We start from the raw sequence: 14,189 nt of genomic DNA on the forward strand, positions 1-14,189 counted from the left end.
AGGTGGGCTCTTAATGTTTGAAGTGCGGGATTTGAAAGGAAAATGCCCCGCGTGGATGGTCGGAACTTTTTTTAATTCTTATCGAAATGATTCGGTTTTCGTATTCTGTTTCAATCTCTTTGTCGTTCAAATAAAAAGGGAGCATGACACTTTTTTCAATTGGCTGTTCGCCTTCAACATTTGGCTTTTGTACCGTGCAACAGAGAGTCAGCTCATGTCCAGCGAAGGTCAGCTTTACATCGGTGATCGATAGGGTGGAGACATCAATCTCAATAATATAATCACGGCTTGTTTCATAAAGGTCAATTGGGAGGTGTTCATCATACCAGGCAAATGGATCATCCATTAAAACATTGAGCCAATCATCTATTTCTAGAAAATCAGAGGAATTCGATTGCTTTTCATTCTCCATAGACACTCCTCCATCACATCTCATAATAAATGATATGTTGAGAACTGAAATGTGTGAAAGACCTAAAACATCCCGTTTTGCCACGGGATGAGAGGAGAATGTTTACATATCGTGATGAGAATTGTGCTTTTGTCTTGTATGGTTGCGGTTTTTTACTTTTTTACTGCCTGATAATGGCTCAGGCTGTCCGCCCTGATGCTCCTTAGGCGAGTTTTGACGGATGTCTTTTCCTGTGTTTTTATTCGTCATGATGCTTGCTCCTTTCCTATTGGTTTTTTTTACGTTTTTTATTGTTTTGTCTTTGTTCTTCTGTTAAAACGAGTTGGTCATTTTCAATATAGCCTGCACCATTACCTTGGCTTTTGGCTGCATTCATGCCGTCAATCACATGATTTGCTTTACGTTTTGTCATGTTCTATCACCTCATTTGTAGTATGAGCCCGCCCCGCTTCGTTTATGAAGAGTAATCATTTCCTAATGATAAGTTAAACTTATTGAATTTAATAAAAGCATTGTTATTTACTTATGTATGAATTTGTTTTAAGATGAAATTGTGAGAAAATTGTGGTGAAATACGACGATTTTTCTGAGAATTGAAATTGATCTTGATCATCAAAAGGGGGATTTTGGATATGTCGAAACAGCAGCAAGTCGCTAAACAAGACGCTTTTCAATCTAGAAAAACGTTTTCGACAAATGGGAAAACGTATCACTATTATTCGTTAGAAGCACTAGAGAAACAAGGAATCGGAAATGTTTCTAAGCTGCCTTATTCCATTAAGGTACTTTTAGAATCAGTGCTTCGCCAAGTAGACGGTAGAGTGATCAAAAAGGAACACGTTGAAAACTTGGCAAAATGGGGAACTGCCGAGGTCAAAGAAATTGATGTTCCATTTAAACCTTCTCGTGTTATTTTACAAGACTTCACGGGTGTACCAGCCGTCGTTGACCTTGCTTCATTAAGAAAAGCAATGGCAGATGTAGGTGGGGATCCGGATAAAATCAACCCTGAAATTCCAGTTGACCTTGTTATTGATCACTCAGTACAAGTTGATAAAGCTGGAACTGAAGATGCATTAAACATTAACATGGATTTAGAATTCGAACGTAACGCAGAGCGTTATAACTTCCTTAGCTGGGCAAAGAAAGCGTTTAATAACTATCAAGCTGTTCCGCCTGCAACAGGGATTGTTCACCAAGTAAACTTAGAGTACCTTGCAAGTGTTGTTCATGCGATTGAAGAAGATGGCGAGATCATCACTTACCCAGATACATTGGTTGGTACTGACTCTCATACAACCATGATCAACGGTATCGGCGTACTTGGATGGGGCGTTGGCGGTATTGAAGCGGAAGCTGGTATGCTCGGTCAGCCTTCATACTTCCCAGTACCAGAAGTCATTGGTGCTAAATTAGTTGGAGAACTTCCAAACGGAACGACTGCAACTGACCTTGCATTAAAAGTGACACAAGTTCTGCGTGAAAAAGGCGTAGTCAACAAGTTCGTTGAGTTCTTCGGACCAGGTGTTGCACAGCTGCCGCTAGCAGATCGTGCAACGATTGCGAATATGGCGCCTGAATACGGGGCTACTTGCGGATTCTTCCCAGTAGATGAGGAAGCTCTTGCTTACCTTCGCCTTACTGGACGTGATGAAGAGCAAATTAATATCGTTGAAGAATATTCTCGCGCAAATGGCTTATTCTATACGCCAGATGTAGAGGACCCAATTTTTACGGATGTTGTGGAAATTGATCTTTCTCAAATTGAATCAAACTTATCTGGTCCAAAGCGTCCACAAGATTTGATTCCACTTTCAGAAATGAAAGAGACGTTCCATCAACACATCGAAAGCCCAGCTGGTAACCAAGGGTTTGGATTAGAAAAATCAGAGCTGGATAAACAAATTGAATTTGATCTAGCAAATGGTGAAAAAGCTGTGATGAAGACAGGTGCGATTGCGATTGCAGCGATTACGAGCTGTACGAATACATCAAACCCTTACGTCTTAATCGGAGCAGGTCTTGTTGCGAAGAAAGCAAGTGAGCTTGGCATGAAGGTGCCAAACTACGTGAAAACGTCACTAGCGCCAGGTTCTAAGGTTGTGACAGGATACCTCGTGAACTCAGGACTTCTTCCATACTTAAGAGACCTTGGATTTAACATCGTTGGGTATGGCTGTACAACATGTATCGGTAACTCAGGACCGCTTGCACAAGAAATTGAGGATGCTGTCTCTGAAAATGATCTGCTGATCACTTCTGTTTTATCAGGTAACCGTAACTTTGAAGGACGTATCCATCCGCTTGTAAAAGGAAACTACCTCGCATCTCCACCATTAGTTGTGGCATATGCACTTGCTGGTACGGTCAATATCGATTTAACAAAAGACCCTATCGGTGTTGATAAAAACGGTGAGAACGTTTATTTCAATGACATTTGGCCATCAATGGACGAAATCAACAGTGTCGTGAAAAGCACAGTCACACCTGAACTCTTCCGTTCAGAGTATGAAACTGTATTTGACAGCAATGACCGCTGGAATGAAATTAAAACGACAGATGATGCTTTGTATAAATGGGATGAAAATTCCACATACATTGACAACCCGCCATTCTTTGAAAACCTATCAGTTGAACCTGGTAAAGTTGAACCGCTTAAAGGCTTGCGCGTCGTTGCGAAGTTCGGTGACTCTGTGACAACTGACCATATTTCTCCTGCTGGAGCGATTGGTAAAGACACACCTGCGGGTAAATACTTGCAAGAAAGAGGCGTATCTCCTAGAGACTTTAACTCATATGGATCTCGCCGTGGTAACCACCATGTCATGATGAGAGGTACTTTTGCAAACATCCGTATTAAGAACCAAATCGCACCAGGAACAGAAGGCGGATATACAACGTACTGGCCAACTGGTGAAGTAACATCCATCTATGATGCATGCATGCGTTATAAAGAAGATGGCACAGGTCTTGCGATTTTAGCAGGTAAAGACTACGGTATGGGTTCTTCCCGTGACTGGGCTGCAAAAGGAACAAACCTTCTTGGAATTAAATTCGTTCTAGCTGAAAGCTTTGAGCGTATCCACAGAAGTAACCTTGTCTTCATGGGTGTACTTCCGTTACAGTTTAAAGACGGAGAAAGTGCAGAAACTTATGGACTAACAGGAACAGAAACATTTGAAGTTGAAGTTGATGAAACAGTTCGTCCACGTGATCTTGTCACTGTGAAAGCAATTGATACAGATGGCAATGAGAAAACATTTGAAGTGGTTGTTCGCTTTGACAGTGAAGTCGAAATTGACTACTATCGTCATGGTGGTATCCTTCAAATGGTACTTCGTGAAAAATTGGCAAGCAACTAATACTCATACAGCAAAGAAGAGAAGGCGCCTAGACAGCTTTCTCTTCTTTTTTAAAATAGTGGAGGATCAATCATGTGGAAAAAAGGAATAGCAAGCGCTGTTTTACTTGTATTGATTGGTTTACTTGTGTGGAATTTACTTGAACCAAAAGAGCCCGCAATCGGTCTTGAAAAAGGGGATCAAGCCCCTGATTTTGAACTTAAAACCCTTGATGGTCAAACGGCCTCGTTATCTGATTACAAAGGGAAAAAGGTGCTCGTCAATTTTTGGGCGACATGGTGTAAGCCATGCAGGACAGAAATGCCGGATCTAGACGCAATTAGAAGCGAATATGATCAGGTCGAAGTACTTGCAGTGAATTTAACGACCACTGAAAAAAGTGAAGATCATGTTGCAGCATTTGCAGATGAATTAAAGCTGAGCTTTCCTATTTTATTGGATCAAAAAGGCATTCAAGCACGATATCAGGTGCTTTCATACCCCACGACATACATATTAGATGAAAAAGGACGCATCATGTCTGTGAAGCATCAAATGCTGACAAAAAAAGAAATTGAGCAAGAGCTGGATCTATAATGATTCAGCTTTTTTGCTTATTTTCTAAATGTTTTGGCGAAAATGAAATACAAACACTGGAGGTGAGTACAATGAGAAGAAGAAAACGCCGTACATTTGAAGAGCTTGTACTTGAAAATAAAAAAGAATTATTAAGCAATGAGGAATTTTTAAACCAGCTTGAAGAAAAGTTGGAAGAGCGATTTAGACAGAAATAAGTTATGAATTATCCTTTTTCGTTCATCCTAAAGAAGAGGGAGGGATGAATGATGGGTAGAGAGCATGATAAACAAGCGCAGTTTACACCAGACCATTTAGGGACAAAACCTGTAGCATACAAACGCAATAAAGGTAAAAAGATGCATAATAAATCAAATGAACAGCCTGATGTGATCCAGACGAAGGGCGAATAAGGAGGGAATCAAGATGAATGGAAAGTCTTATCAATCCAATCCAGATGATCGTTCTGATAATGTTGAAAAGCTGCAAGATATGATTGAAAACACCCTTGACAATATCGATGAATCTGAAGCAGCGATGGCCCTTTCGACAGATCAAGAAAAACAGATGATTAAGCAAAAAAATGAAAATCGAAAAATGAGCATAGATGCGATGCGTTCTGAAATCAAGGACGAAGAAGCAGCAAGAAAAAATGGCTATACTGAATAAACCAGGGATCCCTGGTTTATTTTATTGCCTCCTTTTAGAAGAACCATTTCGATTGTGGTAAAATGGCAGAGATCTTAGGTTTTGATAGGAGAGCGATGAAAACGTGTATGTATCTAAAAAAGAAATAGAAGTCCGTTATGCAGAAACAGATCAAATGGGCATTGTGTATCATGCCAATTATTTAATCTGGATGGAAGTCGGCAGAACAGCACTGATTAAAGAATTAGGATTTTCCTATGCGCAGCTAGAAGCAGACGGCGCTCTTGCACCCGTTATAGATTTGCAGGTGAAATATAAAAAACCACTCCTGTACGGTGAAACAGCGACCGTTCATACTTGGATTGAAGAATACAATGGACTCAAAACGGTGTATGGCTACGAAATTCAAAAGCCTGATGGACAAACAGCGATTACAGGGACAACCTCGCATATTTGTGTAGACAAAGACACCTTTAGACCTATTCAATTTAGAAAAGCATTTCCTGCCTGGCACAAAGTATATGAACAGTCGAAGAAGCAGGTTTAACTTATGGCGTTTGGTCTTAAAAGAAGCGATCTAAATGCGTGGAAATCAGCTGTTCAGCAGGGAAAAATGGCCTTTTTAACTCATTATTGGCTTGATGACCGTTTCCCGCATGCTAATACCGTCACTAAAGCAGCCTGTCAGGATATGAAGCAGTTAATTGAATGGGGAGAAAAGCATGGACTTAAAAAAGAATGGATTCATGACCGCGCAGGGTTTCCTCACTTTGACTTGATCGGTGAACCACAAAAAAGAATCCTGCAAAAGGAGCGGTCTTTAGGAAACATTCAGGAGTATGGGCTATATATTGAAGGATAAAACAAAAAAGATACCCGAGGGATGAGGTATCTTTTTTGTTTATTCATAATGAAATTCTGGTTCTTTTACAGACTCGTTATAATCAATATGCAGATCATGGTTGTCAAAATACCAAATATCACTTTCTTCTACAAAGAAAGTAATACCTTCTATTTCAGCGGTTGCGCCGGCATTTTGAGGTTCATCTTTTGCGACGCCGAGAGAAAAGCCTTTTTGTACATTACTGCACCCGCCATATCTCACAAAAAAGCGAACTTGATCACCTTTTTCTAAATCTAATTCATCCTTGTACCAATTAAGTGCATCTTCTTTTATCGTTAATTTCAATGTGATCGCCCCTTTTTGAAGTCATGCTGTTTTTTAAAATGCAGGATGCAAAAAACAGCTTTTCTTTACTTTTACCACAGAATGAAACTTATGAAACGGCTAGAGCCATTTGATTTTCGGTTCAGTTTTGTTGAGGATTCGTTTGAGGTTGGCGATGTGTCTGTAGATCACAAAACCAGCAAGAACGGCAACAACAATGATTAAGAATACGTCTTTGGTGAATATGCTGTAAATGAATGTATAGATGCCGGTCAGCATAGATGATAATGAAACATATTTACTAATGTATAAAAATAAGAAAAAAGCAGCGATCATCGTGATAAATAAGAATGGGGCATAAAATAATAACACGCCGCCAGATGTAGCGACTGCTTTTCCCCCTTTAAATTTTGCAAAGATAGGAAAGCTGTGACCGATAACAGCAGCAACCCCTACTAATAAGGGATGAATGTCCAGTTGCATGAAAAACGGTAAAGCAGAAGCGAGAGTCCCCTTTAAAATATCAGCAGAAATAACGATAGACCCTGCTTTTACGCCAAGCGTACGAAATGCATTCGTCGCACCAAGGTTGCCGCTGCCATGTTCACGGATATCAATCCCCTTTGCAGCTTTCCCGACAATGAGACCGGATGGAATACTGCCGAGAAGATAAGCCAAAATAAACATCAAAGCAATTAACATCTGCATAACTCCTTTATATTCTCCCTCTTGTCTTACATTTTAACATGATCTTATGAAAAACATGGGGATCTTTTTTTGAAAAAATCAAAAGCAGATGGATTCAGCTTTGTTTTTAAGCAGAAGTTCGCTAAAATAGAGGAAAAGGGGTGTTTGGATGAATCATCCTTCGAAACAAGAAATTGGCCGTATATTAAAAAGCAGTAAACGAATTGCTGTTGTTGGTTTATCAGATCAACCGCACCGAACGTCATATATGGTGTCTAAAGCGATGCAGGATGCCGGTTATGAGATCATTCCGGTGAATCCAACGATCGATGAAGCACTTGGTGTGAAAGCAGTCGCTTCACTAAAAGATATCAAAGAGCCTGTTGATATCGTGAATGTTTTTAGACGTTCAGAGTTTTTGCCCGAGGTAGCAGAAGAATTTCTTGAAATAGACGCACCTGTTTTTTGGGCGCAGCAAGGCATTTATCACGAAGAAGCGAAAAGGCTGATTGAGGAAAATGGCAAGGTCGCCATCATGGATGTATGTATCAAGGTGGCTCATGCAATGACAAAAACTCATTAAATCGTCAAAAATCCTTGGTTTTCAAGGATTTTTGCTTTTTTGTTACAGAAATATATTTGCGATTCTAGAAGAAAGCGATAAAATAAGGCGACAGGGACATATCGGTGATCTTGCATAACAAGCAAAAGAGCGATAAGATAAAAAACAGAACATTTGTTCCGTTTTATAAAAATCATCATATGATTGCATTTGGCTTATCAAACAGTCTTGTTTATAATGGACTTCTAGTTCTCATTGCAGAATGTAGAACATTCTCATAGCCGTTAAGGAGCATGTGTTGTTGAATCACACATGCATGGTGATGATGCAGCTTATTAAAGTGGACAGTAATGAGCAGCATGATCATCATTAAAATCTAGAGAGATCATTTGATGGTTTGCCGGTTATGTTTGTTAGTGAAAGGGGATTAAGCATTTGGTTAAAAAGCAGCAAGTAGATTATAACGATGATTCTATTCAGGTGCTAGAGGGGCTTGAAGCGGTCCGTAAACGTCCAGGGATGTATATTGGGTCAACGGATTCACGCGGTCTTCATCACCTTGTCTATGAGATTGTAGACAACTCTGTCGATGAAGTACTCGCTGGCCATGGAGATCATATCGTTGTCAAAATACATAAAGATAATAGCATTTCCGTCCAGGATAAAGGACGCGGGATGCCTACTGGTATGCATAAGCTTGGAAAACCGACACCTGAGATCATTTTAACGGTCCTTCACGCAGGCGGAAAATTTGGTCAAGGCGGATATAAAACAAGTGGTGGGCTTCACGGAGTTGGGGCATCTGTTGTAAACGCGCTGTCAGAGTGGCTTACTGTCACAATTGAACGTGATGGCTTTATTTATCATCAGCGCTTTGAAAACGGCGGAAAGCCTGCCACATCACTTGAAAAAGTCGGAAAAACGAAAAAAACCGGAACACTGATTCATTTTAAACCAGATCGATCGATGTTCAGCGTTACAACCTATAATTTCGATACATTATCAGAACGTTTAAGAGAATCTGCCTTTTTATTAAAAGGATTAAAAATAGAGCTGATTGATGAACGACATGATGTACAAGAAACCTTTTATTATGAGACGGGCATTGAAGCCTTCGTTGCTTATTTAAATGAAGAAAAAGATGTTCTGAGTGAAGTGGTCTCATTTGAAGGAGAGCATCAATCCATCGAAGTAGACTTTGCATTTCAATTCAATGACGGCTACTCGGAAAATATTCTTTCTTTCGTCAATAACGTGAGAACAAAAGATGGCGGTACGCATGAGTCTGGTGCCAAAACGGCGATGACGAGAGCCTTTAATGAATATGCGCGCAAAGTAGCCCTTTTAAAAGAAAAAGACAAAAATTTAGAGGGCACTGATATTCGCGAAGGGCTGGCTGCTATTATTTCTGTCAGAATTCCTGAAGAACTGCTTCAATTTGAAGGCCAGACAAAAGGAAAGCTTGGAACAAGTGAAGCTCGCTCAGCTGTTGATGCTGTTATTTCTGAAAAGCTGGCTTATTTCCTTGAAGAAAACCGTGAAACAGCGACTCTTCTTGTGAGAAAAGCGATTAAAGCGCAGCAGGCAAGAGAAGCTGCTAGAAGAGCACGTGAAGAAGCAAGGAGCGGCAAGAAACGGAAAAAGTCCGAAGCAACACTGAGCGGTAAATTAACACCTGCTCAATCTAGAAACCCAGCAAGAAACGAATTGTACCTTGTAGAGGGCGACTCAGCGGGCGGGTCAGCAAAACAAGGACGTGACCGTAAATTCCAAGCGGTGCTGCCGCTTCGTGGAAAGGTCATTAACACAGAAAAAGCGAAACTTGCTGATATTTTCAAAAATGAAGAAATCAACACCATTATTCATGCGATCGGTGGAGGCGTCGGTGTCGATTTTAATGTAGAAGACATCAATTATGACAAAATCGTGATCATGACAGATGCTGATACGGATGGAGCGCATATTCAAGTGCTTCTGCTCACGTTCTTCTACCGCTATATGAAGCCGCTGATTGAGCATGGCAAAGTGTTTATTGCACTACCGCCTTTATATAAAGTCAGCAAAGGCTCAGGTAAAAAAGAAGTCATTGAGTACGCATGGTCTGATGAAGAAATGGACGACGTACTGAAGAAAGTTGGAAAAGGGTACACGATTCAGCGCTATAAAGGTTTAGGTGAAATGAACGCCGACCAGCTATGGGAAACGACAATGAATCCAGAATCGAGAACACTTGTCAGGGTTAAAATCGACGATGCTGCACGTGTGGAACGCCGCGTCACGACATTGATGGGTGACAAAGTAGAACCACGTCGTAAATGGATTGAAAAGAATGTCGCCTTTGGACTTGATGAGGAAAGCAACATTCTTGAAAATGAAAACTTGTCGCTAGCTGAGGAGGTTTAAACATGGCACAACAAGAACGATTTCATGATTTACCATTAGAAGAAGTAATCGGAGACCGGTTTGGTCGCTATAGTAAATATATTATCCAAGACCGCGCGCTTCCAGATGCGCGAGATGGACTAAAGCCTGTACAACGAAGAATTTTATATGCGATGTACGCAGAAGGAAACACGCAAGATAAAAACTTCCGTAAAGCCGCGAAAACAGTCGGTAACGTGATTGGTAACTATCATCCGCACGGTGACTCATCTGTTTATGAAGCGATGGTGAGAATGAGTCAGGATTGGAAAGTACGGAATGTGCTCATTGAGATGCATGGAAATAACGGGAGTATCGATGGTGATCCGCCTGCTGCCATGCGTTATACGGAAGCAAGGCTAGCTGCGATTGCTTCAGAGCTATTAAAGGACTTAGACAAGGAAACGGTCGAGTTTGTCGCAAACTTTGATGATACAAGCAAGGAGCCAGTTGTTTTACCAGCAATGTTTCCAAACCTTCTCGTGAATGGATCAACAGGGATTTCCGCTGGTTATGCCACTGATATCCCGCCGCATCATCTAGGAGAAGTGATTGATGGTGTCATTAAACGAATCGAACAGCCGCATTGTACGGTTGAGGACTTAATGACGGTCATCAAAGGTCCAGATTTCCCAACAGGCGGTATCATTCAAGGGGTAGACGGCATTAAGAAGGCCTATGAAACAGGCAAAGGAAAGATCATGATTCGCGGAAAAGCGGAGATTGAAACCATCCGCGGCGGGCGCCAGCAAATTGTGATCACAGAGATTCCTTATGAAGTGAATAAAGCCAACCTTGTCAAAAAGATGGACGAGTTCCGAATTGAAAGAAAAGTGGAAGGAATTTCAGAGGTTCGAGACGAGACTGACCGGACTGGACTTCGAATCGTAGTAGAGCTGAAAAAAGAAGCAGATGCAAATGGTGTTTTGAATTTCTTATATAAAAACTCAGATCTGCAAATCCCGTATAACTTTAATATGGTGGCGATACATAATCGTAGACCAACCTTAATGACGCTGACAACTATACTTGATGCATATATTGCTCATCAAAAAGAAGTGGTGACGAATCGCTCAGCATATGAGCTTCGAAAAGCGAAGGAACGCCACCATATTGTAGACGGATTAATTAAGGCGCTATCCATCTTAGATGAAGTCATTGCCACAATCCGCTCTTCTAATGATAAGCGAGATGCGAAAAACAACTTGATGGATAAATATGACTTTACAGAAGCACAATCAGAAGCAATTGTTTCCCTCCAGTTATATCGTTTAACGAATACGGATATTACGCAATTAAGAGACGAAGCAAGTGAGCTTGATGTGCGTATAGCAGAACTTGAAGACATTTTAGGTAACGAGAAAAAGCTGCTAAAGGTCATTACAAACAGTTTGAAAAAGCTCAAAAAGACATATGCTGATGAGAGACGATCTGTCATTGAGGAAAAAATCGAAGAAATTAAGATTAACCTAGAAGTGATGATTGCCTCAGAGGATGTTTACGTCACGGTGACGAAGGATGGGTACATCAAACGGACAAGCCAGCGCTCCTATGCTGCATCTAACGGTAAGGACTTTGGCATGAAGGATACAGACCGCCTGATTCATCAGTTTGAAATGAATACAACAGATGTCCTTCTATTGTTCACGAATAAAGGGAGCTACATTTATTGTCCTGTGCATCAGCTGCCAGACATACGATGGAAAGACATGGGGCAGCATATTACGAATATCATTTCTATTGATCGTGATGAATCCATCCAAAAAGCCATTCCAATTAAAGAATTTGATGAAACATCGTATCTGCTGTTTTTTACAAAGGGCGGAATGGTGAAAAAAACAGAACTTCTTCAATATAAAGCGCAGCGCTATTCAAAACCACTTGTCGCCTTGAACCTAAAAGGGGACGATGAACTCGTGGATGTCCATGTGACAACAGGACAGCAGGAATTGTTTATTGCGACGAAAAATGGCTACGGATTGTGGTTTGATGAAGAAGAAGTAAGTGTTGTTGGTCCGAGAGCGGCTGGTGTTAAAGGCATCAACTTGAAGGACGGGGACGAAGTAGTCTCTGGCCAGATCATTGATCCGAAAAACGATGTCCTTGTGCTGACGACACAAAGAGGGGCTGTGAAGCGAATGAACCTCTCTGAATTTGATAAAACATCTAGAGCCAAACGCGGAGTTCTGATGCTAAGAGAATTAAAGAAAAACCCGCATCGTATTGTGGCTGTCATTGCTGCATCACTGCACGACACACTTGAAATGGATACAGAGAAGGGTGCAACGATTCCGCTTGATATCTCTACTCTCAGAGCGAATGACCGTTATAGCAATGGATCATTTATTGTAGATGAGGAAGAGCAGGGAGAAGTAACGCATGTCCTTGTCACACCTCAACCTGCACCAGATGACAATAAATAAGCAAACGAAAACCCCCTGCGATCAACAGGGGGTTTCTTTTATATACGGGTCATTTAGCTCTCGTGGCTGCCAAACATGTTTGTAATGGCGTGCACTACTTCAATTCCTTGGTAGACGAAAAGAGAAAGTGAAGTGACAGAGAATAGACCTAGAATGAATACTCTTAAGAAAAATAACATCGTGTAAAACCTCCCAATTTTTGTTTTGATTTAGATGGTTGGGTTAAACACGAGACAGTCGGAAATAAGAAGATTGATAGAACACTGCAAGTAAATGCTTCTTTTTCCGGTCATATTGATCAGTATGAGTGATGCGTGCAAATCCAGCTGTCATACTGCCAATCATCAGCAGTACTGTAAATGCGGCAAATACTGCGCTCACATGTTTTTGTTTCTTTTCATCGCCCATGGTCTGAGCGATTTTCATCTCATGTGATTCTTGATCGGCAACCACCTTTGCATGATGGTATACCTGAACGGAATGAGGCATTGAGAACAAATGAAAACTTGCGAGTGCTATGAATAAGACAGCTAATTTTAGCAGCATATTTTTTTTCATTTATCTCACCCCTTCCTGTTTATTTTCATGATCTTACCACGTTTTCTGTTATTTGAAAAGTCTTATTTTTTTACTTTCCCTCTTTAAAAAAGCGATAAACATCGGGACATTTATAGGACTGTTTCACTTCATGAAAGGTTTCAATTTTATTTTTTAAATTTAAAAAAAGTGCCATGATCGAGGATCAGACACTTTTAGTGAACTTGTGATGTACGCGGTTTTGCGACAGCTTTTGTAAAGATTCCTGCAATACATATGGCGAATAACACAAAAATAAAGGCATGAAGCAATCCTACTTGATTGGCAAGCAGCCCTAATATAGGCGGCCCAGAAAGAGAGGCGGTGTAACCTGATAAGGTCACAATGCTGACGCGTTTCACGGCGTACCGGCTATCATCACCAGCTGCAGAAATGGTTAGCGGGAAGCCTAAAGAAGCGCCAAGTCCCCATAAAAAGATCGATATCATACATACCACAAGTGAAATCTTTAAAATGACCAAGAATAGTCCAGCAGCAGCTGATACAATCGCAACTCTTAGCAATAACACCCTGCCGAAACGGTCGATCAAACGTCCGCTGATTAATCTGCCGCTAATCATCCCGCATAAAAATAATGCATAGATGACGGTACTCATGGAATGTGAAACCTGGTATCCATCCACCATTGCAAGTGGAATCCAATCATTAGCAGACCCTTCGACAAACGCAAGACATAAGGCGATCATCGCAAGAGATATCGTCCGTTTGTTCAGCCATGGCGTTTGAGTATCATCTATTGTATCTGACTGCGACTGCTTCTCATGCTGATCCATTCCAGTCCCATGCGGAATATACCGGGTACAAATTAGGATGCTGAGAAAGAAGAGAAGGGCAATGACAAGTAAATGAATCAACACAGAGACCCCTAGATGAATAAAAAGAATGCCAGCACCTGCTCCAATTAAAGTGCCAATGCTAAAGGAAGCGTGCAATATAGGCAAAATGGTTTTCTTAATCCTGTATTCAATTTCTGTCCCTTCTAGGTTCATCGCCACATTGCACATCCCTGAGCCTGCTCCAAAAAGAAATAGCCCGGCCGTGACGACAAAGATAGAAGAGAGGGTCGAACCAATAGCAAGAGTGGTGAATCCAAGAAACATCAAAAAAGCACTAATCACAATTGCCAATCGTCCGCCTTTTTTTCGAACAAATACATTTGAAAGACCAAGCCCAACAATTGAACCAACGGATAATCCGAGTAAAATGAGTCCCATCGTTCCTGTATTGGCTTGTAATAAATCTCTCACTTCTGGTGTCCGTGAAAACCATGTGGAAATGGAAATACCAGACATCGTGAAAATGATGATGATTGCTTTATACCACTTTAATTCCATGTAATCCCTCACATTTAAAG

General features: G+C 40.9%; 18 protein-coding genes. 10 read left to right on the forward strand and 8 right to left on the reverse strand.

Annotation, left to right across the window (positions count from 1 at the left end; translation table 11 throughout):
• Positions 1 to 10: 10 nt before the first annotated feature.
• The 3 genes from MHB83_RS13675 to sspO all read right to left on the reverse strand — a co-directional run bounded on the left by MHB83_RS13675 (position 11) and on the right by sspO (position 824).
• Positions 11 to 412: a spore coat protein gene (locus tag MHB83_RS13675; protein WP_050944897.1), complete on the reverse strand. Its 402-nt coding sequence runs from the start codon at positions 410 to 412 to the stop codon at positions 11 to 13.
• 102 nt (positions 413 to 514) lie between these two features.
• On the reverse strand, positions 515 to 661 hold the full coding sequence (locus MHB83_RS13680) for a small acid-soluble spore protein P (protein ID WP_003211331.1): 147 nt from the start codon (positions 659 to 661) through the stop codon (positions 515 to 517).
• A gap of 16 nt (positions 662 to 677) precedes the next feature.
• On the reverse strand, positions 678 to 824 hold the full coding sequence (gene sspO, locus MHB83_RS13685) for a small acid-soluble spore protein O (protein ID WP_003210995.1): 147 nt from the start codon (positions 822 to 824) through the stop codon (positions 678 to 680).
• A gap of 220 nt (positions 825 to 1,044) precedes the next feature.
• Between sspO and acnA the strand changes: the two genes are divergently transcribed.
• From acnA to MHB83_RS13720, 7 genes are all read left to right on the forward strand, one after another.
• Complete coding sequence (acnA, locus tag MHB83_RS13690) at positions 1,045 to 3,774, forward strand: aconitate hydratase AcnA (RefSeq protein WP_050944896.1); 2,730 nt, start codon at positions 1,045 to 1,047, stop codon at positions 3,772 to 3,774.
• 72 nt (positions 3,775 to 3,846) lie between these two features.
• Positions 3,847 to 4,350: a TlpA disulfide reductase family protein gene (locus MHB83_RS13695; protein WP_050944895.1), complete on the forward strand. Its 504-nt coding sequence runs from the start codon at positions 3,847 to 3,849 to the stop codon at positions 4,348 to 4,350.
• Positions 4,351 to 4,421: 71 nt separating this feature from the next.
• Complete coding sequence (locus tag MHB83_RS13700; protein ID WP_003211002.1) at positions 4,422 to 4,547, forward strand: FbpB family small basic protein; 126 nt, start codon at positions 4,422 to 4,424, stop codon at positions 4,545 to 4,547.
• A gap of 51 nt (positions 4,548 to 4,598) precedes the next feature.
• Positions 4,599 to 4,742 (forward strand): acid-soluble spore protein N, encoded by a 144-nt coding sequence (locus MHB83_RS13705; RefSeq protein WP_008357830.1) that lies wholly within the window; start codon positions 4,599 to 4,601, stop codon positions 4,740 to 4,742.
• Between the two features lie 13 nt (positions 4,743 to 4,755).
• Entirely contained in the window at positions 4,756 to 4,998 is a 243-nt protein-coding gene (gene tlp, locus MHB83_RS13710; RefSeq protein ID WP_003211760.1) for a small acid-soluble spore protein Tlp, read from the forward strand.
• A gap of 103 nt (positions 4,999 to 5,101) precedes the next feature.
• Entirely contained in the window at positions 5,102 to 5,524 is a 423-nt protein-coding gene (locus MHB83_RS13715; protein ID WP_003211985.1) for a thioesterase family protein, read from the forward strand.
• A gap of 3 nt (positions 5,525 to 5,527) precedes the next feature.
• Positions 5,528 to 5,839, forward strand: a complete 312-nt coding sequence (locus tag MHB83_RS13720; RefSeq protein ID WP_050944893.1) for a hypothetical protein — start codon at positions 5,528 to 5,530, stop codon at positions 5,837 to 5,839.
• Between the two features lie 39 nt (positions 5,840 to 5,878).
• Here MHB83_RS13720 and MHB83_RS13725 read toward each other — a convergent pair whose 3' ends face one another.
• Positions 5,879 to 6,166 carry a HesB/YadR/YfhF family protein gene (locus MHB83_RS13725; protein WP_003210876.1) on the reverse strand — a complete coding sequence of 96 codons (288 nt, stop codon included), beginning with the start codon at positions 6,164 to 6,166 and terminating at the stop codon, positions 5,879 to 5,881.
• 99 nt (positions 6,167 to 6,265) lie between these two features.
• Positions 6,266 to 6,847, reverse strand: a complete 582-nt coding sequence (plsY, locus tag MHB83_RS13730) for a glycerol-3-phosphate 1-O-acyltransferase PlsY (protein WP_003212462.1) — start codon at positions 6,845 to 6,847, stop codon at positions 6,266 to 6,268.
• Positions 6,848 to 7,001: 154 nt separating this feature from the next.
• Here plsY and MHB83_RS13735 point away from each other — a divergent pair, with 154 nt between their 5' ends.
• The 3 genes from MHB83_RS13735 to parC all read left to right on the forward strand — a co-directional run bounded on the left by MHB83_RS13735 (position 7,002) and on the right by parC (position 12,238).
• Positions 7,002 to 7,415, forward strand: a complete 414-nt coding sequence (locus tag MHB83_RS13735; RefSeq protein ID WP_050944892.1) for a CoA-binding protein — start codon at positions 7,002 to 7,004, stop codon at positions 7,413 to 7,415.
• Between the two features lie 414 nt (positions 7,416 to 7,829).
• Positions 7,830 to 9,797 carry a DNA topoisomerase IV subunit B gene (gene parE / locus MHB83_RS13740; protein WP_335355675.1) on the forward strand — a complete coding sequence of 656 codons (1,968 nt, stop codon included), beginning with the start codon at positions 7,830 to 7,832 and terminating at the stop codon, positions 9,795 to 9,797.
• Positions 9,798 to 9,799: 2 nt separating this feature from the next.
• A complete protein-coding gene (gene parC / locus MHB83_RS13745) occupies positions 9,800 to 12,238 on the forward strand; it encodes a DNA topoisomerase IV subunit A (protein ID WP_212046464.1) in 2,439 nt (812 codons plus the stop codon).
• A 53-nt stretch (positions 12,239 to 12,291) separates the two neighbouring features.
• Here the strand turns inward: parC and MHB83_RS13750 are convergent, their stop codons facing one another.
• From MHB83_RS13750 to MHB83_RS13760, 3 genes are all read right to left on the reverse strand, one after another.
• On the reverse strand, positions 12,292 to 12,417 hold the full coding sequence (locus tag MHB83_RS13750) for a hypothetical protein (protein WP_003210976.1): 126 nt from the start codon (positions 12,415 to 12,417) through the stop codon (positions 12,292 to 12,294).
• Positions 12,418 to 12,460: 43 nt separating this feature from the next.
• A complete protein-coding gene (locus MHB83_RS13755; RefSeq protein WP_003210975.1) occupies positions 12,461 to 12,796 on the reverse strand; it encodes a hypothetical protein in 336 nt (111 codons plus the stop codon).
• Positions 12,797 to 12,990: 194 nt separating this feature from the next.
• Positions 12,991 to 14,169 (reverse strand): MFS transporter, encoded by a 1,179-nt coding sequence (locus MHB83_RS13760; RefSeq protein ID WP_321998928.1) that lies wholly within the window; start codon positions 14,167 to 14,169, stop codon positions 12,991 to 12,993.
• Positions 14,170 to 14,189 lie beyond the last annotated feature (20 nt).

The sequence above is a fragment of the Bacillus sp. FSL K6-3149 genome (assembly GCF_038630515.1).
In the GTDB taxonomy this organism is placed as follows: Bacteria; Bacillota; Bacilli; order Bacillales; family Bacillaceae; genus Bacillus; species Bacillus pumilus.